Source organism: Njordella aestuarii (assembly GCF_056494165.1).
Window position 1 is genome coordinate 486,978 of record NZ_CM151397.1, and the last position, 26,655, is coordinate 513,632.

General features: G+C 49.8%; 24 protein-coding genes. 13 read left to right on the forward strand and 11 right to left on the reverse strand.

The features are described from left to right. Positions 1 to 29: 29 nt before the first annotated feature. The 5 genes from SH451x_RS01910 to SH451x_RS01930 all read left to right on the forward strand — a co-directional run bounded on the left by SH451x_RS01910 (position 30) and on the right by SH451x_RS01930 (position 4,389). The gene (locus SH451x_RS01910) at positions 30 to 611 is read left to right on the forward strand and encodes an RNA polymerase sigma factor (RefSeq protein WP_479360622.1); all 582 of its coding nucleotides are present in this window, start codon (positions 30 to 32) and stop codon (positions 609 to 611) included. Then, positions 608 to 2,302, forward strand: a complete 1,695-nt coding sequence (locus SH451x_RS01915; protein WP_479360624.1) for a serine/threonine-protein kinase — start codon at positions 608 to 610, stop codon at positions 2,300 to 2,302. The genes SH451x_RS01910 and SH451x_RS01915 overlap by 4 nt, the downstream gene beginning before the upstream one ends. 466 nt (positions 2,303 to 2,768) lie before the next feature. Beyond that, positions 2,769 to 3,131 carry a four helix bundle protein gene (locus SH451x_RS01920; protein ID WP_479360625.1) on the forward strand — a complete coding sequence of 121 codons (363 nt, stop codon included), beginning with the start codon at positions 2,769 to 2,771 and terminating at the stop codon, positions 3,129 to 3,131. A gap of 241 nt (positions 3,132 to 3,372) precedes the next feature. Then, entirely contained in the window at positions 3,373 to 3,600 is a 228-nt protein-coding gene (locus SH451x_RS01925) for a four helix bundle protein (RefSeq protein WP_479360626.1), read from the forward strand. A gap of 471 nt (positions 3,601 to 4,071) precedes the next feature. Continuing rightward, positions 4,072 to 4,389 (forward strand): hypothetical protein, encoded by a 318-nt coding sequence (locus SH451x_RS01930; RefSeq protein WP_479360628.1) that lies wholly within the window; start codon positions 4,072 to 4,074, stop codon positions 4,387 to 4,389. Positions 4,390 to 4,847: 458 nt separating this feature from the next. Here the strand turns inward: SH451x_RS01930 and SH451x_RS01935 are convergent, their stop codons facing one another. Next, positions 4,848 to 5,096: a GNAT family N-acetyltransferase gene (locus SH451x_RS01935; RefSeq protein WP_479360629.1), complete on the reverse strand. Its 249-nt coding sequence runs from the start codon at positions 5,094 to 5,096 to the stop codon at positions 4,848 to 4,850. Positions 5,097 to 5,172: 76 nt separating this feature from the next. Beyond that, a complete protein-coding gene (locus tag SH451x_RS01940) occupies positions 5,173 to 5,700 on the reverse strand; it encodes a YfiT family bacillithiol transferase (RefSeq protein WP_479360630.1) in 528 nt (175 codons plus the stop codon). 511 nt (positions 5,701 to 6,211) lie between these two features. On the opposite strand from SH451x_RS01940, the gene SH451x_RS01945 reads away from it, so the two are divergent. Then, positions 6,212 to 7,435 carry a PcfJ domain-containing protein gene (locus SH451x_RS01945; protein WP_479360632.1) on the forward strand — a complete coding sequence of 408 codons (1,224 nt, stop codon included), beginning with the start codon at positions 6,212 to 6,214 and terminating at the stop codon, positions 7,433 to 7,435. Positions 7,436 to 7,721: 286 nt separating this feature from the next. On the opposite strand, the gene SH451x_RS01950 is transcribed toward SH451x_RS01945, so the two are convergent. Further along, positions 7,722 to 8,126, reverse strand: a complete 405-nt coding sequence (locus SH451x_RS01950) for a hypothetical protein (RefSeq protein WP_479360633.1) — start codon at positions 8,124 to 8,126, stop codon at positions 7,722 to 7,724. 345 nt (positions 8,127 to 8,471) lie between these two features. Between SH451x_RS01950 and SH451x_RS01955 the strand changes: the two genes are divergently transcribed. Further along, the gene (locus SH451x_RS01955; protein WP_479360634.1) at positions 8,472 to 8,744 is read left to right on the forward strand and encodes a four helix bundle protein; all 273 of its coding nucleotides are present in this window, start codon (positions 8,472 to 8,474) and stop codon (positions 8,742 to 8,744) included. 98 nt (positions 8,745 to 8,842) lie between these two features. Here SH451x_RS01955 and SH451x_RS01960 read toward each other — a convergent pair whose 3' ends face one another. The 3 genes from SH451x_RS01960 to SH451x_RS01970 are packed head-to-tail and all read right to left on the reverse strand — an operon-like array spanning position 8,843 to position 10,871. Continuing rightward, a complete protein-coding gene (locus SH451x_RS01960; protein WP_479360635.1) occupies positions 8,843 to 9,325 on the reverse strand; it encodes a TadE family protein in 483 nt (160 codons plus the stop codon). 8 nt (positions 9,326 to 9,333) lie between these two features. Further along, positions 9,334 to 10,479, reverse strand: coding sequence for a vWA domain-containing protein (locus SH451x_RS01965; RefSeq protein ID WP_479360636.1), 1,146 nt, complete (start codon positions 10,477 to 10,479; stop codon positions 9,334 to 9,336). 2 nt (positions 10,480 to 10,481) lie between these two features. After that, positions 10,482 to 10,871, reverse strand: a complete 390-nt coding sequence (locus SH451x_RS01970; RefSeq protein WP_479360638.1) for a TadE/TadG family type IV pilus assembly protein — start codon at positions 10,869 to 10,871, stop codon at positions 10,482 to 10,484. 241 nt (positions 10,872 to 11,112) lie between these two features. Here SH451x_RS01970 and SH451x_RS01975 point away from each other — a divergent pair, with 241 nt between their 5' ends. Beyond that, complete coding sequence (locus tag SH451x_RS01975; RefSeq protein WP_479360639.1) at positions 11,113 to 11,637, forward strand: hypothetical protein; 525 nt, start codon at positions 11,113 to 11,115, stop codon at positions 11,635 to 11,637. Between the two features lie 74 nt (positions 11,638 to 11,711). On the opposite strand, the gene SH451x_RS01980 is transcribed toward SH451x_RS01975, so the two are convergent. Beyond that, positions 11,712 to 12,641 carry a hypothetical protein gene (locus tag SH451x_RS01980; RefSeq protein ID WP_479360641.1) on the reverse strand — a complete coding sequence of 310 codons (930 nt, stop codon included), beginning with the start codon at positions 12,639 to 12,641 and terminating at the stop codon, positions 11,712 to 11,714. Positions 12,642 to 12,974: 333 nt separating this feature from the next. Between SH451x_RS01980 and SH451x_RS01985 the strand changes: the two genes are divergently transcribed. Further along, on the forward strand, positions 12,975 to 15,089 hold the full coding sequence (locus SH451x_RS01985; protein ID WP_479360643.1) for an SHD1 domain-containing protein: 2,115 nt from the start codon (positions 12,975 to 12,977) through the stop codon (positions 15,087 to 15,089). Between the two features lie 46 nt (positions 15,090 to 15,135). Here the strand turns inward: SH451x_RS01985 and SH451x_RS01990 are convergent, their stop codons facing one another. The 4 genes from SH451x_RS01990 to SH451x_RS02005 all read right to left on the reverse strand — a co-directional run bounded on the left by SH451x_RS01990 (position 15,136) and on the right by SH451x_RS02005 (position 18,762). Further along, the gene (locus SH451x_RS01990; protein ID WP_479360644.1) at positions 15,136 to 16,533 is read right to left on the reverse strand and encodes an esterase/lipase family protein; all 1,398 of its coding nucleotides are present in this window, start codon (positions 16,531 to 16,533) and stop codon (positions 15,136 to 15,138) included. A 122-nt stretch (positions 16,534 to 16,655) separates the two neighbouring features. Then, positions 16,656 to 16,829, reverse strand: a complete 174-nt coding sequence (locus tag SH451x_RS01995; RefSeq protein ID WP_479360645.1) for a hypothetical protein — start codon at positions 16,827 to 16,829, stop codon at positions 16,656 to 16,658. A 104-nt stretch (positions 16,830 to 16,933) separates the two neighbouring features. Next, positions 16,934 to 17,803 (reverse strand): rhomboid family intramembrane serine protease, encoded by an 870-nt coding sequence (locus SH451x_RS02000; RefSeq protein WP_479360646.1) that lies wholly within the window; start codon positions 17,801 to 17,803, stop codon positions 16,934 to 16,936. A gap of 206 nt (positions 17,804 to 18,009) precedes the next feature. After that, complete coding sequence (locus tag SH451x_RS02005) at positions 18,010 to 18,762, reverse strand: LON peptidase substrate-binding domain-containing protein (RefSeq protein ID WP_479360647.1); 753 nt, start codon at positions 18,760 to 18,762, stop codon at positions 18,010 to 18,012. Positions 18,763 to 19,476: 714 nt separating this feature from the next. Between SH451x_RS02005 and alaS the strand changes: the two genes are divergently transcribed. The 4 genes from alaS to SH451x_RS02025 all read left to right on the forward strand — a co-directional run bounded on the left by alaS (position 19,477) and on the right by SH451x_RS02025 (position 26,639). Then, positions 19,477 to 22,296 (forward strand): alanine--tRNA ligase, encoded by a 2,820-nt coding sequence (alaS, locus tag SH451x_RS02010; RefSeq protein WP_479360648.1) that lies wholly within the window; start codon positions 19,477 to 19,479, stop codon positions 22,294 to 22,296. A gap of 111 nt (positions 22,297 to 22,407) precedes the next feature. Next, on the forward strand, positions 22,408 to 23,949 hold the full coding sequence (locus tag SH451x_RS02015) for a hypothetical protein (RefSeq protein ID WP_479360649.1): 1,542 nt from the start codon (positions 22,408 to 22,410) through the stop codon (positions 23,947 to 23,949). Between the two features lie 111 nt (positions 23,950 to 24,060). Further along, positions 24,061 to 25,368, forward strand: a complete 1,308-nt coding sequence (locus tag SH451x_RS02020) for a dicarboxylate/amino acid:cation symporter (protein WP_479360650.1) — start codon at positions 24,061 to 24,063, stop codon at positions 25,366 to 25,368. 143 nt (positions 25,369 to 25,511) lie between these two features. Continuing rightward, positions 25,512 to 26,639 carry a sialidase family protein gene (locus SH451x_RS02025; RefSeq protein ID WP_479360651.1) on the forward strand — a complete coding sequence of 376 codons (1,128 nt, stop codon included), beginning with the start codon at positions 25,512 to 25,514 and terminating at the stop codon, positions 26,637 to 26,639. Positions 26,640 to 26,655 lie beyond the last annotated feature (16 nt).

Sequence of the window (26,655 nt, forward strand, 5' to 3'; positions counted from 1 at the left end):
CCAATTGACGATTCAGTTAAAATCGGGAGATGGAAAAGACAACAACTCTCCTCAGTAGCATCCATTTGCTCGAATCGCCTTCACGAGACGCCAAAGGACGTGTTATTGAACATGCTTGTGCTCGACTCGAAGTGTTGACACGAAAAATGTTGCGTGATTTTCCAAAAGTTAAAAGATGGTGTGAAACGGGAGATGTGCTTCAGGCGTCTTTAATCCGCTTGAATCGGGCTTTAGACTCGCTTGCTCCGGCGGACTCGCAAGAGTTTTATGGCCTAGCTATTACCATGATTAGGCGAGAGTTGATTGACTTGGCACGTAAATGCAACGGAGCAAAAGGACTAGCAACAAATCTAGAGTCAGACATTATCGGCGTTCATCTGGAGAATGCGTCACTAAAGCCCGAGAGTTTGGACGCATGGACGGCTTTTCATGAAGCTGTGGAGGGGCTGCCGGAGGAGCAGAAGCAAGTCGTCGGTCTGCTTTGGTATGACAACCTGACTCAGTCTGAGGCTGCCGATTTCCTCCAGATCTCTCTGGCCACTTTGAAGCGACGTTGGGCGACGGCTCGAATAAATCTTTGCAATACTCTTGAAGGTTGGGCATTCGATTGAATCAGGATTCTAACAACATTTCAGCCTACCTAGTGCTATGGGAAGAATCCTGCCAGGCCGGTGCTGAACGCTCTCCAGAAGAACTTTGTGTCGACAATCCTCAAATGGTGGATGCGGTTGCAGAGCAGATTGAAAAACTCAAGAAGATGAATTGGATGCTTCATGGCGAAGAGGATGCGTCGCTGACATCGTCGCAGGTTGATCAATCCGGGCAAACCTTTGGCGATCGGTACGAACTGCTAAGCCAAGTCGGCAGCGGAGGATTTGGGCAAGTCTATAAGGCGATAGATCATCAATTGAAACGTTTTGTTGCAATCAAGATTGCGAGACAAGATCGCTACGTGTCAAAGGAGCATTTACTTGAGGAGGCCCAGAAGGTCGCTCGGCTCAGCCATCCAAACATCGTGCCCGTGTACGATGTTGGACAGATCGGGGAGCACGCATTTATTGTTAGTGAGTTCGTTGAAGGCGGAAGTCTACGAGATAAAATTGGGCCGCCGAAGATATCATTGCCGACTGCAGTTCAATGGTTCTCGGACGTCGCAAATGGAATTCATTTTGCACATAAGCAGGGAATAATTCATCGTGACATCAAGCCGTCGAATGTGTTGCTGGATCACAATTCCAGTGCCAAAGTTGCCGACTTCGGTATCGCAGTAGATTCTGGAACTGGTAGTTATCAAAAAGTGCAACAAGGCAGCACCGGCTATATTGCACCGGAGCTTCTAGCATGTGCGACGGGTGAAGTCATGGCGTCCGTGCGATCGGATGTTTTTTCGCTCGGTATTTTGTTATACGAATTGTTGTCGGGAGAGCACCCGTTTCGAGGCAGTGACGGGTTTATTCAAAATGGATCGGTCAGTTGGAGCGGCATTCCGACGCGAATTAGACCGGTGATCAGAAAATGCTTGCTGTTGCAACCGAGTGAGCGGTATGAAAACGTTCAAGCAATCCTGGAAGACTTACATCTAGCAAGTAAGTCCAGAAGCATTTATCCCAGGTTCATGGCAGGTATCGCGACAGTAGCATTGGTCTCAATTTTGGCTGTCTACGCACTTGAGACAAGAAGAACGAACCCACGGGCAAATGATGCGGATAGTGTTGCAGTGAGCGGAGGTGCGTTCAAAGAACAAACGGGGCTGATGTCTGATAATACTGATGCCCAACCGGGGACCGTAAATTTGCTCAGTTATATCATTCTGAACCGTGATGTTATTCGTGGGACCTGGACTCTGGATGAGAATGGTTTGGTTGGAAACTCACCAAATGGAAATCATGAGCAGTACGGTGCCGCAATCCAGATTCCCTATCAACCGAACAAAGATTACACGCTCAAATTGCGAGCGAAACGTCTAAGCGATGTGACCAGACAGTTTGTCCTTCCAATTGTTCACTCGAACCACCAGATTGGCTTGCAGTTGGGAGGTGGTCGCAAAATTACAAATATTGCGATTCTGAAGGGCGAAACAACGCAGGCTGTGGATTTCTTCCCAGACAAAGAATATCACACAATTACGATGCACGTTGACGCTATCGGCGTCCATGTCGTCAGCGATTCGGGTGAACAATACCGATGGAGCGGAGGCTATCACAAGCTTGAAAGTCGGCCCTATGACATTGCCGATCCCAACGGTCTCTTTCTAAAGGTGTACGGCAACTATCAGATCGCCGAGCTGAGCTTGGTGGAATAGCTGAAGACTTGATGCTTGGTTTCCATTTTCTGCGGCGGTCTGCACGCTCATTTTGATCGCACTCCGAGTGCGATGGATCTAGTTTCCAAAGAACCAAAAGATGCTGCTTTGCCAGAATGGCGATTGGCCAACTGTCTAGTCAACGGATCGTAAACTCGGTTTGTGTCAGAATGCCCAGTTTTTGTCAGGCAGGTTGTCTGATTTGGCGAATTTTGCGGTGCCGTAAGTCGTTTCAGCGTAAGGCTTTAGGGTTTAAGGCTCTATGTCCCCTATCCTCCATTGGCCAAAGGCCAATAGAGAGTAGGCAGGAGAAAGTAGAGAGTAGAAAGATTCCAGTCCTGGAAATTTTCCAGGGCAAGCAATCGTTCATCACCGCTCAGCTTTCTCCTTGTCTACTCGGTCTACTTTCTACTCACTACTCTCTTCCTTTTGCAGTGTGGGTAGACTCCAAACCTGGAGAGCTGCGATGGCATTCGCATTCGAAAAACTGCTCGTTTACCAAAAGGCGGTCGACTTTGCCGATCAAGTTTGCGAATTGACCGAGCAATTTCCCGCCCGATACAACCATCTTGCCGACCAAGTGAACCGTGCCTCTCTGTCCATTGCTTCCAATATTGCCGAAGGCAATGGTCGCTTCACAAAGCCTGATCGAAAGCACTTCTTCGGTATTGCCCGCGGCTCGGTCCAAGAATGCGTCCCGCAGCTTGAGCTTGCACGCCGACGAAAGCTCGTTTCAGACGAACTCCACGCGAAGCTGAAATCGCAGCTCGAGGAGATTTCACGGATGCTTAGCGGTCTGATCAATGGTCTGGATAACCGCGAGAACTAATGCCGCCCTAAGAACTCCCGCCATAAAAAGTTCAATTCGTGTTCTCCATCCTCCATTGGCCTTCGGCCAACAGATAGTAGGCAGGAGAAAGTAGAGAGTAGAAAGATTTTAGACCTGGAGATTTTCCAGGGCAAAAGAACTTTCATCGCCACTCCGCTTTCTCCTTGTCTACTCGGTCTACTTTCTGCTCACGACTCTCTTTCTTGAGAGCCTCCGTCGAGTCCAACTCTAGGGAGACCAAATGACTTTCGCCTTCGAAAAGCTACTGGTCTACCAAAAGTCAGTTGACTTAGCCGATGCCATCTGTGACCTGACCGAACAATTCCCGGCCCGCTACAATCATCTGGCTGACCAAGTCAACCGCGCCTCGCTCTCAATCGCATCTAACATCGCCGAAGGCAACGGTCGTTTTGCCAAGCCAGCTCGAAAACACTTCTTCGGTTTCACTTGCGGGGCGGTCCAAGAATAGAGCCTGATGTTTATTCTTAGCTTACCACCTATTGTTTGCCTCCACCAATTGTTTGCTTTTCGAGCTACGAAGTAGCAGCATTCACTAGCCTGGGGTGGAGCTGAGGCACGAAGCGGAACCCCAGGTTGCCAGACACCTAAAGTCATGAGCTGCGAAGCTGCGCCATTCATTCATATGACAAGCGGGTTGCGATAGGTGGATGGCACCTTTCGCAGTTTTGGTTACTTTGGCACTTACTCAACCGGTATTGCATCAAACGCTGATATCGCAGCAAATCGAATGGGTTATGAGTTTTACCAAAAACGAGCAGGCGATCCGTGACAGCGATTCTTTCTCTCTGACTACGGACAAGAGGAAATCAAGAAGTTGAAGGAGCGCCATAACTCAAATCATTACGAAAGAGGCGTTGATGACAGAAGATAGCCAAAACAATCCATACCAAAGCACTGGCATGGCTGAGGAAGTCAACGATTGAAAACTGGTTCAGAGTGGAAAACCCGAGTGTTGCTTGGATATTTGGCTATACAAGCGATTGTGTTTGAGATTGGCGGACTTCTACTTGGCGAGTTTGCGTATTCTGAGACTTATAATATGGAAAGTAGACAGCCCTATGAATTCGCGGGGTTTGCGATTGGAATCGCGACAGCATTCGTAATGTTACTAGCGATTCAAACAAAGTCGCAGTGGTTCTTTTGGGTAGCAGTAGTCATTTTCTGCATTGGCATTCCTCTCACGATTTTCGCTAGTCGATTTGCTTTCAATATGTTCGTTCCAACGCAGTTTGGATGAAGTTAATAAGTGATGCTTCGCCGGGGCAAAGTGTTACCGGCCGAATTATGGTCGCATTTTTGGCCGAATTGAGACGGTGGGATTTAAGGCTGCTTTGTGATGTTTAGCTGAATTGTTACGAATTCTGGAGCTCCGATAAAAGTTGGAAGTGCGATAGGCGGAATTCGTGTCGTATTAGCATATTGGACCCGATCCCCGGTTGGTTAAGGGTGAACTCGATTTGGACGCATTGTTACCAAATCGCTGGCTGCAATCGCATCCTACCCACCGCGGGGCCATCGTCGACCAACACAAATCTGAACGAAATAGCACCGCAGTTCACCGCGTTCAGCGAACGCATACGCGGGGTGGTTCGACTTTGTTGCTCGCGAGCTGTTAACTGCGAGCATTTTCTTGGGCACCGGCTGCAGTACCACTCTTGCGTTGCTCTTATAAGCGATAACGCTCGCTGCGAATGTTCACGACTGTGCTGCGATGAAGTAATCGATCCAACGCGGCACACCGTCGTACCCGGCCATTGCCACGCCAACAATGAGATTGTCGCGTTCAGCAACGAATATCAGTTCATCTTGCCGATTGGCTTTGCGACACAATGTGTCTTTGGGTTCATTCCATGGTTTAGTCGACGGAAGGACTTGTTGCCATAACGCGATAATTGATTCGGCGTCGCTAGATTGAAAGAGGCGAATAGTGGTTTGAATTGTCATGATTGGCTGACCGGTTAGGTGATTCGCCGCTGAGAATAATCAAGTATGCGATATTCAGATTTATTCTTCGTTGTTTTCACCACTCATGTCGCTTACGGAGCCACAGTATTTGTGCAGTGTGGTGTTGTCCGTGCCAAGCATAGTTATTCAGGGCAAGCCACAAGCTTACAGTTTCACAGGACTGTGGATGATAGTACGTTCGGCTGAATTGCTCTTCGGACATCGACTCCAAGATCTGTACCCACTTCGCGTGCAAGCCATCCAAAAGATGAAGTGATGGTTCCAAATTCCCTGACTTAGCGTCACCGAGTTGTACCCAGTCAGCTTCCTCGTAGGCTTTGATGGTGGGATTGTCTTCTGTCAGTGCCCATTTGAATCGAATGATGCTATGCAAATGGCTGTCTGCGACGTGATGGACAATCTGACGTATAGTCCAATTCTTGTAGAGCGTATCGACTTGCGGATCCGAAAGCCCAGCAACTGCCGCTCTGAGTAAGGATGGGGCTTGGCGAATTGATTCGATAAGTTTCGCCCTTGAAGATTCGTCGTAGTTCGCGATCGGTTTACAAGGACCTGCAGGCTGGTCTGGTGGAAGTGGAGTCATGGCTCGCTGTACCTTGTTGTACGACTGGCTTTTTATGTTTCTACGGCCACTGGAATTGACCTGGCGTCCCCAGTTTTGTTGCCTTGCGAAGTTGAGCTGGGATCTCGATTTCGAAGTTTCTAATGTGACACCGGTGGCTGTAGAGAGTTCACACAAGCCGACAGAAGTTCAGCTAGATTTCAGAACTACTGCGCGAATTTTTCTGGCAAAGATGTTTTGAGTTGCCGCTCAGTACCGGTTTAAGCGAACCTTTTGAGGCCATCTGCGTCATTGGCAAAAGATAATTAACGTTACCGCTGCTCACCGCGATAGCTTACTTGTATCGGCATCGACATTCCGTCCTGGAGTAGTACTTGAGCAGCATTGATTTGCAGTATAGGTAAATGACATGGTTTGCAAAAAAGCAACCTGAAGAGTCACCGTTGGTTGAAGTTCATCGATTTTCGCTCGCCGGAATGGCTGTGTCCGTTCGGCATGGGGACGTCCGTATGAACTTTTTGAAATCAACGCTATGTCTAATACATCTTGCAAACGCTTTGCCAAGTGGCACCTGGATGAAGTGATCAAACGTCGATCTGCAACTGCTCGCTCACGTCAAGAGTTGTGGCGTGTATTAAACAGGGTGCGATCAAAGTCAACAATTCTTGCCCCACGCACAGGTCGTGAGAACAAGAGCTTGCAAACGAGCGAGCATCTTGTTCAGGCGTGCGTACGTATGTCCAATTACTGCGATCGATGGGTACGTCCACCGGAGGAATGGAATGCCCCATCAGGGAGTCGATCAATTCAATTCCGGAGTCTCGTTGGTCATTTGTTCGACCTGTATGCAGTGCCAAAGTTCATGACACGAGTTTGGATCAATGAGCAGGAAGAGCCGTGGGAGCTTCAGTTGTATCTTCACCTAGCCGCTGGACGAAGCATCCGCCAGTTCGAACTTCCCGATAGTTGTCGCCTGAGCAAGAAGGCCGCTTCCCTCTTCATGCAGGCCCCCGACGATCTGGCTCCGACGGCTGCCCTGCGTTGGGCTCAAATTCGTTCTCTGGGAGGCGATTTGCAGCTTGCTCGCCAACTTGCTGTATGCATTGAACTGGCCGCTCCTACAAAAAATGAAACGTTTTGGGAATCGGTAATTCGTTTCTTAGTCCGCCATCAACCGATACCACTAGCCGAGTCAATTGAGATCGTTCGGTTTATCAATGGCCAGAAGTTTCGGCCTGCCAAAGACGTTTGGGGGCCATGTCACTGGCAGGCCGATGCCGGAAATGATTCATTGCAGCCAGAGTTTACCTTGCAAGGTCGTTCGCTGAGGTCGTTGCGGAGACATATGGCAAATTGGAAAACAGAGTTGGCTGCAAAGCAAGACTTGCTGATGTTTGAGCACCGCACCGGCTGGAACCGGTCGGTAATTTCATCTTTTGCCATAGAGCGAGACGATGAAGTTTGGACGATTGATGAATTACTCACTCGCGAAGAACTGGTTGTTGAAGGTAAAACTATGCACCACTGCGTTGCTTCGTATGCGGACTCTTGTCATCGCGGCACTTCTTCAATTTGGTCGATGAGAATCCGGCAGGGCGAGCAGTGGAAGCGAGTGCTTACCATCCAAGTAGTTTCAAAGACGAAGATGATTTGGCAAGCCAAGGGAACGAATAATCTACCGCCAAGCTCTCAGGCGAATGATGTGCTACGAATTTGGGCCAGACGAGAAGGGCTACGAATTCGGAAAGGTTTATAGAAACTACACAGTGAAAACGAATGCATTATTCTTGTTCACAAGATCCGCGATTATTTGAATGTTTTCTGCTCACGTGTATCACCGTTTCAACAGACAGAGGATTGATCTGAAATATTCCATCAACAAGTTCGGCAGAATAATGAAGCGGACCACTCCTGTTCTGTACTTCCGCGAAACGAAAACCAATTCGAGTGTAGAATTCAAGAAGCGTTTCTACTGAGATTTCTTTAACACCAGTAGTTTCAGTTGAGGCATTAGCTGGTCCTTCTTTTACTGGGATCGGCGGTTAAGGCAGCGGAGCTAGATCGGGAGCTACAAACTTCGATTTGGCTTCCCAGGACATTAGCAGATCACGTGAATAGTAGTCAGATAGCACATTCTTGGTCATCAATTCAGGATGCGACTTACAAAAAGCATCCGAAGATTCGTGAGGACCAGTTTTGTGATTGGCTGCAGATACCAGATGCATAAATGCTTGCGTGATCGTTTCGTGATAGCCTCGATCTATTGCCTCGGGTGTATCTGTTGCTTTGTTGTATGCCTTAATGCGGTCACGAATAAAGTTGATTGCGGTTTCGCGATCGTGCGATGATGCATACAGAAATGCCACACGGACATGAGCTTGGTGAGTCCATTGTTCGATGGGAAGCGAACAGTTCTCGAAAGCGGTGAGTAAGTGGGCGTCGTTCACGTTTTGTAAGAAAAATTTGATACGGTATGATTTTCATCTCTGAGCCTCTGCTAAATTGCCGTATTCAGATTTAGCGTTCGTTCAGTTTGCAAGTGCGAAGGCGTTAGCATAGCAAAAAAGTGGGACGAAGCGTGCGTCCCGAAAAACCTTAAAAATCGGAGCCATAGTACCACCTCATCTTGCAGGTTTTCCGACATCACCGCTATCTACATTCGCTTCTGCTGCTTGTGAGCGAACCTGCTCTCGACATTTTACACTCTGGTTCATGCTGGACTATCGGCGAAGTTGTTAATGGCACGTCCTCGCGTTTAGTTGGCTCAAACTTAACACAAATTCTCTACGATCATGATGCAGTACTTCGGTTGGCTTTTTCTTGGCCTTGTGGTTGGTGCTATCGTCGCATGGGCAATTCGAAGTAAATTGGCTTCCGACGAAAACGAATCATCGAAGGATGCAATATCGACGCTATATGGGTGCGTCCCGCAGCTTGAACTCGCCCGGCGACGAAAGCTCTTGTCCGATGATCATCATGCAAAACTAAAGCAGCAGCTCGAGGAAATCTCACACATGCTAAGTGGTCTGATCAATGGTCTGCCATACATCCCGACCTTTGCCTGAGATTGGAAGAAAATCGGAACACCAATCTTCGTTCGTATCGTAACCAGATTTTTCGCAGTCGATTTTGTGGATCTTTAGGGCTTTAATGGGGGATGCAATCAATCGTCATCATCATCGTCCTCGTCTTTCGGTGGCTTGGGTTGCTTCGGAGGCTTGCCTTTCAATTTTGGCAGCCCCGTCAGTTGGACCAGGGGGACGCGTTCGCAGATCAAGGTGACGTTGCTTTCTACCGTATAGTTATTCCAGAACTTCAAGAACCAATAGTTTTCTGACAAAGGTATGCTGACGGAAACGCTGATAGCTCCAGTGCTCTCCGTTATTTCAGGTGGTTCAACGATGATCCTTGTGCCAGCAAGGTTCGATTGACGTATGAGCCTCTGAGCCGCCTCAAACGCTTCCTCGGCTGTGGCTCCGGGCACCATGCCATGGCGTGCTCCTTCGTAAGCAGCTGTGTCGGCGGTTTGCTGTAAAAGCATCATTCGACTGAGTTCGATGACTGCCGCGAAGATGAAAAACAACAGCGGTAGCACGACCGCAAATTCAACCACGGCCGCACCGTTTCGTGATACCTGTCGAGACATACTGTACTTCAGTGTGTTATGAGGGTTGGCAAGCTTTTGGCAATGTCGACGAAGGCTCGCCGCAAGTCATCCGCGCTGTCGGCATGAAAATGTTTTCCGCTTGCAATCGCAGCAATTTCCGACATCCTTCCAATATCCGCTTCGCTAGAAAAACTAACGGTAAAAATCTGAATTCCCTGAACGGCAGCGGCTTGGGCTGCTGCTTCTGGGTTCTTGCCTGTGTTATGAATGCCATCGGTCAAGAGAATGATCACACGCGTCGCCCAAGGTCGTGCGGTTTGCTTATGTGCAAGCGTTTCAATGCCCGCTTCAATTGCGTCGCCGATGTTGGTCGCACCGCCTCTGTACTGCTGACTGATCGCATTCATTCGGAGGTTGATCAGGGAGTAGTCCGATGTTAAACGCTGGTCGATTTTCGCATCACTTCCGTAGGTACATAGTCCAACTGATTCGTTGTGCGAGGTCTCGTTGAGCAAGTCGAGGAAAAGGCTGACAGAAACGCAAGCGTCTAGCCACCTCGCGTGGGGCGGGACTGGATCTCCAAATTGCCAGTCTGGTGGAGCATTCGGCGGAGTGTGTGGGCCGGAGCTTTGCACTGCGGAAAAAGCCATCGAACCGGAGCGGTCCATCACTAGAGCGACATCAAGTTCCGTTTGCGTGCTGATAGCTGTCTTCACTGGCCGAATCTTGATCGGTACACCCATGGTCGGGAAAAGTGGTTTTAGAAGAAGGCTACCATTTCCGTGAATGTGGATGGCGTTCGGATTCTTTCCATGTGGCTCAAAGCGATATCGTTCCTGTTCGGTGTAACGCGTGGATACGCCAAAGTCTATATTCAGCTCGTCAAGGGATACTGTGTGATTAACAATTGGGTTAAGAGCGAGCATATCTTCTGCAGTTCTGCGCGCCACGTTTTGATCGCCTGTAACCGCTAACATGCGCCCCGCTGCTCGGGTTGCTACGTCTGTTGCGATTTGCAAGTCCGTGCGGACATGTTCCATATACGCTACGTTGATGGCGTAAGACGAAACCATCAGGATGATTGGTAGCATGATGCAGAGCATCACGGTCGTAGCTCCAGATCGGTTTTGCTGTGAGCCAACAGATCTTTTGCGACGAACCTGCTGTTCGTATCTGCTTTCGTGTCCTAGCACTTTTAATACTCCGCCATGGTTGTAACTTTTTCACATAGCAACTTGCCTCGATAAAACCAGCTTCCCACGAGTGCTGCTTCCGACGCTGGAGCTTCGACTTCTGCGACAAACAAATCGCCGAGCTGAAGTTCCTGCGGGTTTGAAGGCGTGCAAGTAAGTTTGTATTGTTGGATTCTGCGACCCATCAATATTGCGTCGCATTGCAGTTGAATGTCGCTCGCGGTAACGCCTGGGATTATCGCGAGTCTTGCGCACTCGTAAGCGGCGATTTTGAGTGAATGACGTAAGTAAATCATGCGACAGGTCTCAATCGTTGCCATGGCAATTAAGAACAGCAATGGTAGAAATATGGCTAGCTCAACAAGAGCAGCACCGCGCCTGGTGTTCGACATATATTTCCAGTCCTTTGAGGTGAGATACTAGGGCACCAAACACTACCCTACTTGCAGGCGTCTCTCGCTTGATCGATGCGAGTGATGCGGTTTTTCTCTCCCTGGAATACCCGCATGGGATAACGGTTGTATGAGAAATATCGATTGCGATAGATGTGAGACGCTTTGGAATCAGTCAAAATGTCGCGAGACGCGATGTGTTGCAAGGGCTGGCATCAGGCCCACAGTGACAGGAAACGTTATGTTCAAGCCAATTTACTCGTTGTTGTTGTTTTACCTTGTCATCTCAATGGTAGGTTGTGGGATCGATCAAGCTGTATACAACATAACCAAGAGCCGCGCGGAAGATACGGTTGAAGTACGCGCGATCGCCGGTCGTGCGTATGTCGTGGTGGAAAGTCCACGAGGCATCGGAAAGGCGACGATTGAGCGTTCCAAGAAGAATTGGCCCCGAGAGCTTGGTCTGCAACTGCATCTGGCTGGACTAGAAAAACTGGAGATCTTTAACGGGCGAACGCGCCTCGAAGTATCCGTCTCGAGTCAAAGCGATCAGCTTGCTTCACGCCAATGGAAAGATGGCAATGAGTCATCCTTACTCGACAATGATGACCAGTACTGGATGAGAGTTGAAATGTTCGGCCTGGATGGTAAACCCGCCTCTGGAATTCCTCTGCAAAACGGATACTTTGCAATCGATCTGCCCGCTCGATTTTTGAATGAAGCAAGCGAAACGATCGAGGTGAATTGGATTGACTTTTATAGGTGAAAGTACAGGGTACTGGCCCTTCATTGTTGCGCAGGAGCGTTCTTGGAGATAGAGTGGGTCTTTTCAGCATGACGCTAGGTTGGACTCTCCGGCGTTACCTTTCGCCGTGCTTCATTTTGAATAAGGTGAGTGCGAAAAGTAGACCAAAATTGAAAGTCACGTTGATACTGTTCGGCTGGTATTTGAGGCTTAAAGTGTTTTAGATAATCTAGCCAGTCGCTTGCGTTTTCAACGTATGAAAACGAACTAGCCGCGAGCGGGTTGACCCAATCCGCATCTCCAGGTTCGCTCCTTCGGACGAATCGACCATTCTCGTCTAAGTGTATGTTCGCGAGAATAGTTTGGCTCGCAATTCGAAGTTCGAATACCATTCGGTCCGCTTCGGAAAGGCCTTCAACGGCTGCATCCCACGCATCACGGACTGAGGCCGGTGTGTTGCTGCTTGGGAACTGAAGCTTCTTTGCGGCGCCTACCGAAGTCAGGCCGTCCTTGTTTAGATCCACCTGCGCATCTGGTGGCATTAAGAGATTAAGAGCGGCTTCCTCGGAAAGCGTTTCCACTTGAATTGGTTCCGCTAGATGTTGCACTTGTTGAATGGTACGAAGTTCGTCGATGCTTTTTGACCGCAAGTACGATTGAGGCGCCGCGTAGCCACCATTTTGATATGCGTCGATCAGGATGGCTTTGTAATCGGTGCGTAAGTCCTCAGCGGACTTGTCGGCTTGAACGCTCGGATTCTCTGCGCCGGCAACAAAACGATAGCGAGAAAGCGACGCTTCCTGAAACCATTGATCCCACGACAAACCGACTTCATCTTGGAGTGACGTTGTGGAAGCCAGGGGTTCTGCTGATTGGTAGCCTGCGCGGTTGACTTCTGCGAGGACGGCAGAGAAAACATTCTGCAGATTTTGTTTGGTAGTTGGCGATTGGGTGTTTGCGAAACCCTGGTCTACTCGATGCAAGGGATCGACCGAGGCGGCCGTATTCGTCGCGGCAATACTCATGGTTCTCGTAACTTACAACTCGTGCGGTTGATTTGCGATTTGATAATATTGAAAGTTTATCGACACAAGGCTCGCAAATCTTTGTTGCAAAGATGCGGAGCGTCGTGAGGGAAGCAGGCTTTTGGCCATCGGTGACCGTGTGGCAACTCGCTGGCTCCGCAAGTAGAATGGCAAAAAAGGCTGCGAATTCTGGTTTTTTGCGAGTAAGAAAACCAAAAACGCTGTGTATTAGACGTCAGGGCGCAAATGCTGTGGTCGATCCAGTTTGGAACGTCTGCGGCTGGCGGAGATTTGACGAGTGTTGAGCGAAATTGTTAAAAGTGGTGGCGATGTATGGTAACGCTAAATCGAATACTTGCATTACTCATTCTGTTCGTATTCGTGTCCCCGATTTATGCACAGCGACCAAAAAAAGGAGACGAGGTCGAGGTTTTCTATTTGCAGAAGTGGTATCCAGGAACTGTCTTGCAAACGAATGATAAAGGGGCGCTTGTCTCGTATGTTTTTATCAGTGAAAGGCAGCAGGTTTTTCCATTCAATCAAATTCGATTTGCTTGGCAAGCCAACGCGATCACTCCCATGCGGACTTGGACGGACAAAACGGGCAAGTACAAAGTTGTCGGAGCAGCGGTAAAGGTTGACCAAGGAAAGGTGACTTTGCACTGCAAAGACAATTCTGAAGTCGAAATCGAAATAGTTAAGTTGAGCGATGTCGATCAACGCATTTTGGATAAAGCTGAAGTTGTAGCAGGGCCACCGCCAATCGATTCGTCAGAGATACTTAGCTTTCTGCCGCCAAGTGCAGATTTGGGTTGGGCTCATGAATGGAATAGCGCTGAGGGGTTGGGAGCAATCCCGCCAGATGTGCCCAGCGGGATTGTGGCTTTACCAATGTCTGGAGTGGGGTTTGCAAAGCAATATAGTGGCGAGACACTCGGACGGCTTATTCCTATCGGCGGATCAGATGGATGGCTTGTGGCTGGTGTGCATGATTATTGGCAGAAGCAGCCTGGGAGAGTTGTTTGGGCATCTCTTGCCAAAAAGAAAGTGACGCAAATCCAGTTGCTTCCGCCGGGACATCGAATGGTCGGTGCGCATCCCGCATCACGTCAGATCGTTTCGTTAAAACTGGAAAATCGCAAGCCGGAACTTACCGTCTGGCAGGGCGATCCCACTGTCAAAAAGTTAGAGCGTAAAAAGTCTTGGGCCAGCCTTAATGAATCAGGGTGGGCCTCTTGGGACAACTATATCGAGATGATCAATGAACGACTCGTTTTGCACGAATGGGGTAGCAAGCGATACGTATGCTGGGACATTGAGCAGGAGGCTGCCGCTTACACTATCGACCAAGAGTCATTTTTCGGTGCCAAGCCTGTGTTTAGCGCTAATCACCGCTATATGGTACTTCCTGAAGATAAACGGGTTCGCGTGATTGACGCCGTCACCGGCAAAGTGCTTGCGTCACTGCCGATCAAAGAGTCATGCGCCGGAGTAGGCATCAGCGCCGATGGGCAAAGGATTGCCGCTCTGACTTATAACAAAATCTTGATTTGGCAGTTTGGCTCGAATTTGCCACCGACTGAATACAAAAGTAATACGGTGGGCGAACCATTTACGGCTAACATTGAATTCGTCGATGACGATCTAATGATGATTGATGGTCGCATGGGTGGCAAGTCGCTTATCGATCTAAAGCTTGAGGCACCAATTTGGAGCTACCTCGCGAAGACTTTTGAAGTCATTGCGGATAGTCGAGGAAACAGGACGACTTCGGTCTTCGATGGAAAATTGGTCTACTACGCGTCCGTTTCCAACGCTGGCGTTAGCGGATTTGTCGTTGGCGCGGTATCGCTGCCAGGGCCGATGGTGCGCGAGGCGACCAAGGATGTTACTGTGGGCGATTTGTATTCGATCGTGGAAGGTCATCACGTCAAGATTGTCACCAAATGCGGGAGTTACGATTCGTCTGTTCGTGCGGCACTCGCGGCGAAGATCAAGGAGATTGGCTGGGTCCTCGATGATGCGGCGACGACTGTTGTTGAAGCTTCGATGGGACAGAAGCCGAGTGAATCGGTGACCTACCGCGACATTCGAACGAATAAAGAAACGACGGTTACCTCTTCGCCTTTTTTTAGCACTTTGAGCGTCGTACAAAATGGCGAAGTTGCTTGGACCAGTTCGTCGTATTCCGGATCACCCGGGTTCGTGTACGCCCAAAGTATGAGCGAAATACAATCCAAAGTGAGTGAGCTTCAAAAACCAGATCCAGAGTTTTTCGCTCGCGTTGAAATTCCTCAAAAGCTGTTCAACCCCAAACTTCGCTACGGCTTTGGACTCAGTGTCATCGGTCTGCAAGGTATCGTGCCACAGAAATCTGACCCTACGGGGATGATCAAAACCATGGAGCCTCCCAAGAAAGATGTAGAGCCAGAATTACCAGTAAAATAGCAACAGCAGTCGACGGCGACTTTTTCAAGATTCCGCTACACTGCCACTATTTTGAATCTGCAATTCTCTTTACCACAATGCGGACCAGTTCATTAGAAGCTTTACTGTCCTGTGCCCACTCGAAATGGTTGCTATCGATTACTTGGTGATCAGGCACGCCAGCGAGGTAAGTAGAATCGATTGCGACAGCTCCATCACCGGTGCCCTGCGTTAGCTCTTCTGAATTGGCGTATCTTGAAACGACCGGTGTAAACTTTGCCAGTCGATCGAATTTTCCAAGCTCAACTCTTGAGAGCAGTTCGGTGTTTAAAAGAGCAAGTACGGGTGAGATCGGACCGTGGTTTCCAGCGATAATAGTATAACTTATGTCGCTTCGCCGTGGACGGGAGTTAAGCTCAATTAGCAAAGGAGAGCCCGGTCGTAAGTCTCGGCTTGCGCCACCGAATCCATCCAGCATCAGGCCGAAAGCGAGTTCAATTGTTTGTGGTGGTGATTGATCAGTTGCTAGCTTCTTTCCAATGCTCTTGGCTGCCATCGCCGTCAATTGCACTGCGTCTCCTGGTTCGGTAAGCTCTGCGAGGACTGAGCCCTGACTAGGTGGAAAGATTTGCAGGATTCGCTGGACACAGTGCACATCGTTGCCAACCGGCATTTCGATGGCATAGCGAGCAATAAGGCCGCCCATTGAATGACCACACAAGATCAGTTCTGTGTTGGGCATTGCGTGCTGCAATCGCAGAAGATGTTCGGCTAGTGACGTGCCGCTGACTTCAATCTGCATGGAGGTTGGGTAGTAGAATACGCAAGTCGGCAGGCCAGCTTGAGAGTGTACCTTTCTTGCAAAAGCAACCGCATCTTGCGCTTGAGAACGATAGCCAGGGATTACAACAAGTAAGCGATCGAGAGTTTCATCCAAAGAAGCTGCTGAAGTTGCATTTCCAGGCGTGTCGGCAAATCGTTCCTCGAAAGCCCTCAGCGATGCCGATTCCCATGTGTCCGCAATTGGCACTAACTGACTAGCCGATATTTCGGCAAAAGGGCCGACGAGATGAAACAGCGAGTTTTTCCATTGATTGCTTGCCTGTACGGCAGATCTTTTAGAAATCAGGAGCGACGTCGCTCTACCTTTAGCATCCCGCTCAACTTGAACCGTTGAATTGGAAATCGCCGCTGCTAGTTCGATTGCTTCGACCGGGATCGCGAGATTCCTGTCGGTCCTGCATAATTCTAAGAGTGCCTTTACCAATTCGGACGATTGGGATTTCGTTGTCAAGTCGGCGAGATCCGCAGCGCATAAACGCTCAGCACGCAACGGAATTGTGATCGTATCGTTGCTGTGCTCTCCCTGTGAATGACTCTGTTGCGCGTATGCTGCAGACCATGTCAGAAGAACGCCCAGCACCGCACCGGTAACAAATTTCCATCGAACGCAATCGCAATTCATTTCGCACCGCCCCATTGATTGCCTATGTCGGACATACGCAAACGATACGATGTTCTGCTTACAGCGGTTCGACTGGGGCAAGGAGAGATGGAAAGTCAGAAGTGAAATTTAGTTTATGATTGCTACCGAAAGATCATGAACGCAATGCCAAGCAGAACCAGCGCAATGATGAGAATGATGGGATATGTTAGGAAAACAAGAGCCGCTGGAGCCGCTGGTTGAGTTTCGCTCATAGGCCTGTCCTCTCCTTTGACCGCGTTCGACACGGTTTCTGATACGTCTTCGTCTTTGGACATAGCTAGTCTCTCTCATTCTGCTCGAAGTTTCGACTCACCGCGTACCCTGCAATGAGTCCTACACTTTCTGAATAAGCAAAACGGTTGCCAAACCGAGAGAATCGCTAATGGCTTTTTTGCCGTTCGCGTACGCGTTGCGAGTATTGCTCGAGAAACTTGCGTTCTTTTCGCGTAAGAGAATCCTGGCCAGACTTATGTATTTTGTCCAGAAGGCGGTCAGCCTCCACTGCGTCGCTCTGGTCTCGGTCCGGTTGATAAGCCTTCAGTTTTGGACCAGTGAGCTTCCGTTTCGTTGTGCGCAACATTCTGCCGAAGCCGTCCACGAAGCCCAGATTGAGGTTTCCATAGAAGTAGATAAAGGCAAAAGCGATACCGGCGAGGTGGACTTCATAAGCGATCCGCGGCCCTCCAGTATTAGGCGTGACAAGGATATTCGAAGCAATCAACATTGTGCCGATAATCCAAGCTTGAACTGGTAGAATGCCCCAAATCATTAGCGTCGCTTTGGGGAAATTCAACACATATAACATTTGAATACAACAAACAGCGCCGGAGGCTCCGGCCAGCGTCGCTGGACCGCTGCTAGTCTGTTGAATCAGCAGCCAGCTGACACCACAAAGAACCACGGAGACGAGGTAGATTCGCCAGAATTCTGCCCACCCGTACCGTTCCTCAACTCCGCGACCAAGCATCCAGAGTCCGAGCATGTTCCAAAAAATATGACCGATTCCGCTTCGATCGTGTACAAATCCATACGTAAGCGTTTGCCACCACATCCATGGCTTGGTCAAGTTTTCTGAGTGCAGGGCTAGAGTTTGCCCAACAATGCCGCTTCGCCCACCCAAGAGCATGTCGAGCAGAAAAACAGCAACGCAAATGATGATGATGGTCGCAATGGGCGACTTGTTATTCCAGCTTGGTCGGAGACCTGGTGGTTCATCGTCGCGGTAGTAGGGCCGATCGTAAATGCCCATAATGTGTTAGTTCTAAAGCGTTTAAGGAAGCGGTGGGCTTTCGTGTATCCAGCATTTTCGGCGAGGTGTCAAGACACTAATGATATCACCCTCGAAAAAGTTATATGCAACAGTCGCTAGCAAAATCTAAATTTGTACGGGCTGCTACTGATCAGCTTAATCAAGATTGGCCTGCATAGCGTTGATGAGTTGCAGTTGGTCAGCAACTAATTCAGAGAAAATGGAGGGACGTAGTCATCGTCGTCCTTTCCATCCCGAAGGTCTGAAACCGACTGTTCAAGCGATTCCAAGTCTCCACAACTTCTCGTCAATGGATCCCAGTTGTGAAGCATCTTTTCCAGCAGGTCGCCGCGTGAGTCAACGTCGGCTTTCGACAAGAGCAACTCTTTTAGAGGAAGCGGAAATTCGACGCTGTAAGTGATGATGTCAGTGAGCGGACCAAGTGGGATGCCACTCTTGAGTATCTTTGTTAGGCCGCTGCCGGCTGCGGTTACGGCAGGGAAGGCCGTCTTGTATGCAGCCACTAATTTAGCTTGACGCTCATCCCGATCATCGTCCCGTTCTGGGTCGTAAATGTCGTGAATCGGTTCGACGATCGCTTGTCGATAGGCAGTTAATACTTTGAGTTCCTCAATGATCTTTGCCCGCTGAATCCCGATCAGAAGGATGTTGTGACGATTGTCTTCGGTCGGCATGTGACTAAAAACCTTGCCGATGCATACCACGGGCGCTATTGGTGGCTGCGCACTGACACTAGGCTCCCAGCCTTCACGCAAAGTGGCTAAAGTAATGAGGCCATCGTCGATCATTGCATCATGCAACATATCGCAGTACCGCGGTTCAAAGATGTGCAGCGGTTGCACAACGTTGGGAAACATCACCAGCTTGGGGAGGGGAAAAAGACGAACGCGTCCGTCGAAATCATTCGGTAGTCGTATTTCTTCAACGGATTCTGACACTGTTTCCTCAATGGTTACTGGAGCGTTGGGATTGCTGGGAAAAGCTCCAAATTTCCTCTATTGGCAGCTATCTATGATACAACTGCGGCAACTACCTTCAACGGCCCGTTGTTGTCGCGAAACCCTTAAAAGTCCCCACTCGCGATGATTGTTGCGTGCTATTCAAACTTGGCCAGTCCCAGAACACCGATTCAATTCAGATAATTTGGTCCGAGAAAACTTTTCGTTAATCAGCGCCGTAGTCTGTGCCCGGCTAATTTGACGGCGATCATCGAACGCAAACTCGATTTACTATGGTTCAGCAATCTATTCAGCGTAAATTATAGTTCTGAATACAGTCGATAGTAACCGCGCTAACAACTTAGGACTTGGCACCTTCCTCGCAATAATCCAGGAGTTTACCGCCTGCCAAGTCTGAGAGATCTTATGACAACAGCGTCGCTAAGCGGTCGGTAGCAGTCATCAAGCTTCAAAAGGGTGCTCGACTAATCCAGCCAAGCAACGTCGTGTTGGAATATCGAGATCGTTGTCCATTCATACCGCAATAGTTGCTGGTACGCCGGATGGATCGCAACGCAAAAACGCTGAAAACAAGCCAACAATCCCTTCGGATGGGCTTTAACGAACAATCGGCGTTTCGATATACTCGGCATCGTCCGAACGGATTTTCCACTCGAGTACCTTCCTAAACCTTAGCAAACGTCCAAATTCCTCATGAAAACTGATGAGCTTCGCGAAAAATATCTAGAATTTTTCCAATCGAAAGGTCACCACCGCGAGCACAGCGATGTTTTGGTTCCGACCTGGGATCCGTCAGTTTTGTTCACTCCCGCGGGCATGAACCAATTTAAGGATCACTTCCTCGGGAAAGTAAAGCTTGACTTTACTCGCGCGACAACGTGCCAGAAATGCTTGCGAACGGGCGACATTGATAATGTAGGTCGTACGGCATACCACCACACATTCTTCGAAATGCTTGGCAACTTCAGCTTTGGCGACTATTTCAAGAAGGAAGCGGTTGCGTGGGCATGGGAGTTCTTGACCGATAAAAAATGGCTGGGTATCGATCCCAACCGTTTGACAGTTACGGTTTACAAGGACGATGACGAAGCTGCGAATCTCTGGCACGAAATGATCGGCCTGCCAACCAGCCGTATTTCGCGAATGGAAGAAGATGAGAATTTCTGGCCTGCCAGCGCGCCCAGCCAAGGACCCGATGGCGTCTGCGGTCCATGCAGTGAAATTTACTATGAGCTTGAGAATGGCAAGAACGTCGAAATTTGGAACTTAGTCTTCACACAGTTCAATCGCGTTGGTGAGCCACCGGACAATCTTCGTCCGCTGCCTAGCAAGAACATTGACACGGGTATGGGACTCGAACGGACCGCCAGCGTGTTGCAAAACGCGCCGACGAACTTCCATATCGATTCTCTGTTTCCGATCGTCCAAGCTGCATCTCAAGTTTGCAGTGTCGACTATGCTTACGAAGGCGAAAATGGCCGTCGTCTGCGCCGAATAACCGACCACGTTCGAGCTTGCACGTTTGCAATTCATGAGAACGTCTATCCTGGCCCCAAGAAAGCTCGCTACGTTATCAAGCGATTGTTACGCCGCGCGGTTCTCGACGGTTATCAGTTAGGTATGAAGTCCCCATTTCTCCATCGGCTCGTACCCGTCGTCGCTGAAATGATGAAGTCGCCTTATCCAGAGCTTATGGATACTGTTGAACGTGTGGCAGGCGTCATGCAGCGAGAAGAAGCTGACTTCTTCCGCACCATAGATTCGGCGATGGAACGAATCGAACGTGTCTTTAGCGATATGAAGTCGTCCAGCAAAGTGATGGTAGATGGTCACGAGGCCGCGGGACTTTACCAAACCTTCGGCGTGCCACCGGAACTGTTCCAGCAGCTAGCGGCCGAAAAAGGCTTAACATTTGATTGGGATGGCTACCGTGAGGCGATGGCCGAACATGAATTGATCAGCGGCGATGATCAGAAAGAACTGTTCAAAACCGGTCCGATTGAATCGCTGAAGGAAGCATTGCGATCCTCCGATTTCCTCGGTTATGTCACAACATCGACAACGGTCACCCTCAAGGGAATCGTCGCAGGTGATTCGCAATCCGAGCGTCTTGTGCCAAGCATTTCAGCAGACGACGATGACCATGGCCAAATTCGTGTTGTGCTGAATAAGACTCCTTTTTACGGCGAAAGTGGCGGCCAAGTCGGCGATACAGGTACGCTATCGTCTGACAACGTGACCTTCAAGGTAACCGATACTCAAAAAGCCGGCGATCTTGTTGTTCACTACGGCGAACTAGTCAAAGGCGAATTGGCAGAAGGAATGACACTTTCTGCGAACATCGACCTCGAACGCCGGGATGCTATTCGGCGCGCACACTCAGCTACCCACGTTCTGCATTACGCGCTTCAGCAGACAGTTGGCGCGCATGCGCAGCAGCAAGGTAGCAAAGTCGATCAAGACTGGCTGCGATTTGACTTCACGAATCAAGAATCGCTGACCGAAGAACAGCTCGAGCGTATCGAGATGATATGCAACGAAAAGATTCAGGCGAACGCACCGATCTCTTGGAAAAACGTCTCGCTTACCGAAGCGCGAGCTGCCGGTGCGATGATGTTGTTCGGAGAAAAATATCCTGACCCAGTCCGTATGGTCAGCATGGGCGAATTCTCTCGCGAGTTGTGCGGGGGCACGCACGCAGACAGCACGAGCGACATCGGGATTCTGCAGATTCTAAACGAAGAAAGCATTTCTTCGGGCACACGGCGCATTACGGCACTGACGGGAAAACGAGCTGAAGAATATAAGCAGCAGATTCGTGAAACTGCGGCGAAGTCAGCTGAAGTCCTGGGTTGCTCGGTGAACGAAGTGCCAGAGATTGCGCATGAGCTCATGCAAGCGGTTCGTAAACTGAAGAAACTTGCTAGCGGTGCTGCTGGAGACGCTCTTCCGCCAATTGTTGGCAAGGCAGGCGGCAAGGCAGACGTAGGTTCATCATCGGCCAGCGAAATGCGAAGTGTCGTTAGGCAAACGGCTCGCGTTTTGAATGTCGCTGCGGAAGAAATTGCGACTCGTTTGCAAGCGTTGGTTAATGACCAAGCCGTACTGCGAGATCAGATTCAAAACCAAGCGGCAGGTAGTGCGATTTCAAGCGAAGATCTAATTGCGACCGGCGAATTTGTCGACGGAGTTCGTGTAGTCGTTCAGCGCGTGGACGGTGCAAACCCTGGGCTGATGCGGCAGTGGATCGATAAAATTCGGTCGACAAGTGCCGAGCCATCCGCGATTTTGTTGATCGCACCGGCAGCCGATGACAAAGTCACGCTGATCGCAGGCATCAGCGCCGATCTCGTAAAACAGGGCAAGTCCGCTGGGAAATGGATCGGACCTGTTGCTGAGGTGCTTGGCGGAAAAGGCGGTGGTAAACCCGATCTTGCACAAGCAGGTGGCCGAGATTCGTCCAAAATTGAGGAAGCGATGGCTAAAGCGAAATCGGTCTGGAAGACCTTCTAAATCGCAGACCAAACTCAGGCTCAACGACGTTCACTTTTACTCGCTCCTCTCTGCCTCGTACAATGAATGTTTGCTCGACACAAACTGACTTTGGCGGACAGGAGATGAGCGATGGGGTTTTACACACAATCAGCGACCGACGCAGCGCGTCGACGCTTTCTGGGCACGACGGCGGCCGGCGTGGCTATAGCGTCAGCAAGTGAATTCGCGTTTCTGCAAAAGCTTCGGCCGTTACAGGCAGAAGAGCTTAAGCTTCCACCGAACGCGGTTCGATTTGATTCTCACATTGAACCTCTTGTTAGACTGCTAGAAGAGACACCTCGTGAGCGTGTGCTTGAAGCATTCGCAGCGAAGATTCAGTCGGGAACTAGCTATCAAGACGTGCTGGCGGCACTATTGCTGGCAGGCGTTCGCAACATCCAACCTCGACCAGCGGTCGGTTTTAAATTCCACGCGGTGCTTGTAGTTAACTCAGCTCATCTTGCGAGCCTCGCATCGGCCGATCAAGATCGCTGGTTACCTATTTTTTGGGCGCTTGATTATTTCAAGTCGGCTCAAGCAACCGACGTACGCGAAGGAGATTGGACGCTAGCTGCAGTTGATGAAGCAAAACTTCCTCCAGCTCATCGTGCCCGTCAAGCTTTTGAACATGCCATGGAATCCTGGGACGTCGAAGCCGCCGACGTCGCAGTGGCCGCTCTTGCGCGTTCCGCTAGCTCGCATCAAATCTTCGATATTTTCGCGTATTACGGCTGCCGCGATTTTCGAAGTATCGGACACAAAGCGATCTATGTTGCAAACAGCTTTCGGACGCTCGAGTGCATCGGTTGGCGATATGCGGAGCCTGTCTTGCGATCGCTTGCATACGCACTCTTGAATCATACCGGTGATCCAAACCCATCCAAGAGTGACTTGGAGGCTGATCGCGCTTGGAGGAATACTACCGAGTTAGTCGCCGAAAAATCATGGTACGGAGAAAAACATGACGACGCAGTTACGCGAGATCTCGTTTCACAGCTTCGGACCTGCAGCCCGTCGGAAGCGGTGAGCATAACAGAGCAGTTGTTGCGAGAGGGGACTTCATCGCAGGCGATTGCGGATGCACTATATCTTTCATCGGCCGAATTGCTGACTCAGCAACCCGGCATCGTGTCGCTTCATTCGGCTACATCAACCAACGCAATGCAATATGCATTTCGCACCGCAGCTTCGGAGAAAACGCGTCAAAGCGTTATGTTGCAAAACGCCGCTTTCATCCCTTATTTTCGTGAAGCGATGCGCGATCGAGGATCCGTAGACGAGAAAACTTTGCAACTTACTGAAATTGAATACGACCAGACAACCGAGAGCCCTGCGATTAACGACATATTCGAACAAGTAAGTAAAGATCGAAAGACGGCATCTGCACAATTGCGACAAGCGTTGGATCGCGGCACATCTGCTGAATCTGTGATGGAGGCAGCGAGGCGGCTCGTGTTCCTCAAAGGGACCGATTCGCATGATTACAAGTTCAGCTCCGCAGTCTTAGAGGATTACTACGCTGTGAGTCCTCAATTTCGAAGTGCTTATCTGAGCGCTGCAGCGTTCCTTTTGCCCGGTGCGCTCGATAAGGACAATAGCCTCGTCGATCGTACCCGATCTGCTCTGGGTTAGGCTAAAATCTGGTAAAACTTAACGCGTCTTTGGCGACTTAATCGAGCCTTGCACTTTTTGAGGTGACTTCGCCGAAGACGACACTAAGAAACTTACCGGGCTGAATAGAGAATGCAGATTGCAAAAAACGCTTCGCAAGAGGTTGTGCGTACGCCACTTTACCAACAATTGTATGCTCAAGTCATCGTTGCGATTGTTGCTGGCATCGCTCTGGGATACTTTCGTCCTGATGTCGGCGAGATGATGGAGCCTCTTGGGCAAGCGTTCATCAAACTTGTTAAGATGGTTATCGCACCGGTCATCTTTCTCACAATCGTCATTGGGATCGCAGGGATGAGCCATTTGCGGTCTGTAGGCCGAGTGATGCTGCGAGCCATGGCTTACTTCCTGACGCTTTCTACGGTTGCTCTCATTATTGGGTTTGTTGTCGCGCACGTCGTACAGCCCGGAGCTGGAATGAACGTTGATGTCACGACCTTGGATGCCAATGACGTAGCCAAATACACTCACCAAGCGAAAGACATCTCGCTACCTGGCTTCATGTTGGACGTCATCCCGGACACTTTGATCGGCGCATTCACTTCAGGAAACGTTCTCCAAGTCCTCTTAATCGCAGTCCTGTTTGGCATTTCGCTGACAATGGCTGGCGAATCGGGCGAGCCGATCTTGCGATTCCTTGAGACTCTGGCATGGCCTGTATTCAAGATGGTATCGCTGGTAATGCGAGCAGCTCCGATTGGCGCGTTTGGTGCCATTGCCTTCATGATTGGAAAATATGGCATTGAGACCTTGATCAATTTAGCATGGTTGGTCGGAACGTTTTACATTAGCTCTCTACTCTTTGTTTTTGTTGTGCTGGGAGCTGTTGCTCGACTGGCAGGCTTCTCAATTTTCCGACTTTTGAACTACCTGCGTGACGAACTGGTGTTGGTACTTGGGACGTCGTCATCGGAAGCTGCCTTGCCGTCGTTGATGGAAAAGATGGAACGAGCTGGTTGTAGCAAACCGGTTGTTGGACTTGTGGTGCCGACGGGTTACTCATTCAACTTGGATGGGACAAACATTTATATGAGTTTGGCTGCATTATTTATTGCTCAAGCGACGAATACTGAGTTGTCATGGAAAGAGCAATTTACTCTTTTGGCGGTAGCAATAATCAGTTCCAAGGGCGCTGCGGGAGTTAGCGGCGCAGGCTTTATCACGCTGGCAGCCACGCTGTCGGTTGTGCCTTCGATTCCTGTCGCAGGTATGGCGTTGATCTTAGGTATCGACAAATTCATGAGTGAGTGTCGTGCGCTAACGAATTTTATAGGCAACGCCGTCGCCACTGTCGTAGTCGCTCGTTGGGAAGGCGCTCTAGACCAAGAAGCCTTGCACGCGGCCCTAACAAGCTCCGTCAGATCAAAACAAAAATCATGACTACAGAATAGTACGCAAGCCCCACCGCACACTCATGAAATGGAAAGTCGAAAGTATCAATGGCAAAGTTTGGGAAATTTTTTAACAGGTGCTCAAGTTACTTCTTCCCTGCTTACAGACTGAAGATAAAGCTAGTGCGGTCAGTGCCCGCTACTATCGCTCTCTGTCTCTTTGCGACGTATTCAGTTGGAATTAGAGGCGAAGATATACGCCAAGAGGATTTGTTCGTTCAAGGCGTTGGGACTTATGCTGCCTACCGTATTCCATCGCTGATCGTTGCCAAATCTGGTGTATTGATCGCCATCTGCGAAGGACGCACAAATGGGCTCAGTGACAGTGGTGATATCGATATTGTGCAGCGGAGATCTGTTGACGGCGGAAAAACTTGGCTTCCGATGGAAGTCGTTTGGGACGATGGAGAGAATACGTGCGGAAATCCTTGTCCTGTTCTTGATCATGCTACAGGAACAATTTGGATGTTTCTGACTTGGAATGCGGGTAATATTGCTGAAAAGGATATCGTTGCTGGCTTTGGCAAAGATTCAAGGAAGGTGTACGTGTGCAGATCTGATGATGCCGGTCTGAGCTGGACACGTCCAATTGACATATCGTTGCAAGTCAAAAAGCAAGAGTGGACTTGGTACGCGACTGGCCCAGGGGCTGGAATACAATTGGTAAAGGGAGACCACGCTGGCCGGCTTATAATTCCATGTGATCATAAAATTGAAACTGACACGGGCGTAAGCTATCGTTCGCATGTCGTTTTGTCCGATGACCATGGCCAAACATGGATACTTGGAGGCACGTCGCCGAAAGACGAAGTGAATGAGTGCGAGGCTGTCGAAACATCGACAGGCGAAGTACTACTGAACATGCGCAACTATGATCGCAATGCATCGGTACGGCAAATCGCAAGGAGCTCTGACGGCGGTATGACCTTTATTGAACAATACTTTGACGAGACCTTGATTGAGCCGGTCTGTCAGGCGAGCATCCGACGGTATACATTTGCCTCGAGTGTCTATCCGCAGGGAATCATACTGTTTTCGAATCCCGCACATACGCAGAAGCGACAGAATCTGACGATTCGAGCCAGTTTCGACGACGCCGCGACGTGGGCGCAGTCTCGTGTTTTGCATGCAGGAGAGTCTGCCTACTCCTGCCTCGCCGTCTTGCCTGATGGAAACGTTGGCTGCTTCTACGAAGCTGACAATTATCGCCGCCTAACGCTCGCAAGTTTTTCACTCGACTGGATCTCACAGTCAGAGTAACCAGCCTGTCGAAAGC

Excerpts from the sequence above, each read along its gene's own strand:
- SH451x_RS01960 (WP_479360635.1), bottom strand. The coding sequence starts at position 9,325 with ATGTCTCGACAGGTATCACGAAACGGTGCGGCCGTGGTTGAATTTGCG.
- SH451x_RS02020 (WP_479360650.1), top strand. The coding sequence starts at position 24,061 with ATGCAGATTGCAAAAAACGCTTCGCAAGAGGTTGTGCGTACGCCACTT.
- SH451x_RS02000 (WP_479360646.1), bottom strand. The coding sequence starts at position 17,803 with ATGGGCATTTACGATCGGCCCTACTACCGCGACGATGAACCACCAGGT.
- SH451x_RS01970 (WP_479360638.1), bottom strand. The coding sequence starts at position 10,871 with ATGTCGAACACCAGGCGCGGTGCTGCTCTTGTTGAGCTAGCCATATTT.
- SH451x_RS01990 (WP_479360644.1), bottom strand. The coding sequence starts at position 16,533 with ATGAATTGCGATTGCGTTCGATGGAAATTTGTTACCGGTGCGGTGCTG.
- SH451x_RS01925 (WP_479360626.1), top strand. The coding sequence starts at position 3,373 with ATGACTTTCGCCTTCGAAAAGCTACTGGTCTACCAAAAGTCAGTTGAC.
- SH451x_RS01940 (WP_479360630.1), bottom strand. The coding sequence starts at position 5,700 with ATGACTCCACTTCCACCAGACCAGCCTGCAGGTCCTTGTAAACCGATC.
- SH451x_RS01910 (WP_479360622.1), top strand. The coding sequence starts at position 30 with ATGGAAAAGACAACAACTCTCCTCAGTAGCATCCATTTGCTCGAATCG.
- SH451x_RS01935 (WP_479360629.1), bottom strand. The coding sequence starts at position 5,096 with ATGACAATTCAAACCACTATTCGCCTCTTTCAATCTAGCGACGCCGAA.
- SH451x_RS01985 (WP_479360643.1), top strand. The coding sequence starts at position 12,975 with ATGGTAACGCTAAATCGAATACTTGCATTACTCATTCTGTTCGTATTC.
- SH451x_RS01920 (WP_479360625.1), top strand. The coding sequence starts at position 2,769 with ATGGCATTCGCATTCGAAAAACTGCTCGTTTACCAAAAGGCGGTCGAC.
- alaS (WP_479360648.1), top strand. The coding sequence starts at position 19,477 with ATGAAAACTGATGAGCTTCGCGAAAAATATCTAGAATTTTTCCAATCG.
- SH451x_RS01995 (WP_479360645.1), bottom strand. The coding sequence starts at position 16,829 with ATGTCCAAAGACGAAGACGTATCAGAAACCGTGTCGAACGCGGTCAAA.
- SH451x_RS02015 (WP_479360649.1), top strand. The coding sequence starts at position 22,408 with ATGGGGTTTTACACACAATCAGCGACCGACGCAGCGCGTCGACGCTTT.
- SH451x_RS01945 (WP_479360632.1), top strand. The coding sequence starts at position 6,212 with ATGTCTAATACATCTTGCAAACGCTTTGCCAAGTGGCACCTGGATGAA.
- SH451x_RS01975 (WP_479360639.1), top strand. The coding sequence starts at position 11,113 with ATGTTCAAGCCAATTTACTCGTTGTTGTTGTTTTACCTTGTCATCTCA.
- SH451x_RS01980 (WP_479360641.1), bottom strand. The coding sequence starts at position 12,641 with ATGAGTATTGCCGCGACGAATACGGCCGCCTCGGTCGATCCCTTGCAT.
- SH451x_RS01955 (WP_479360634.1), top strand. The coding sequence starts at position 8,472 with ATGATGCAGTACTTCGGTTGGCTTTTTCTTGGCCTTGTGGTTGGTGCT.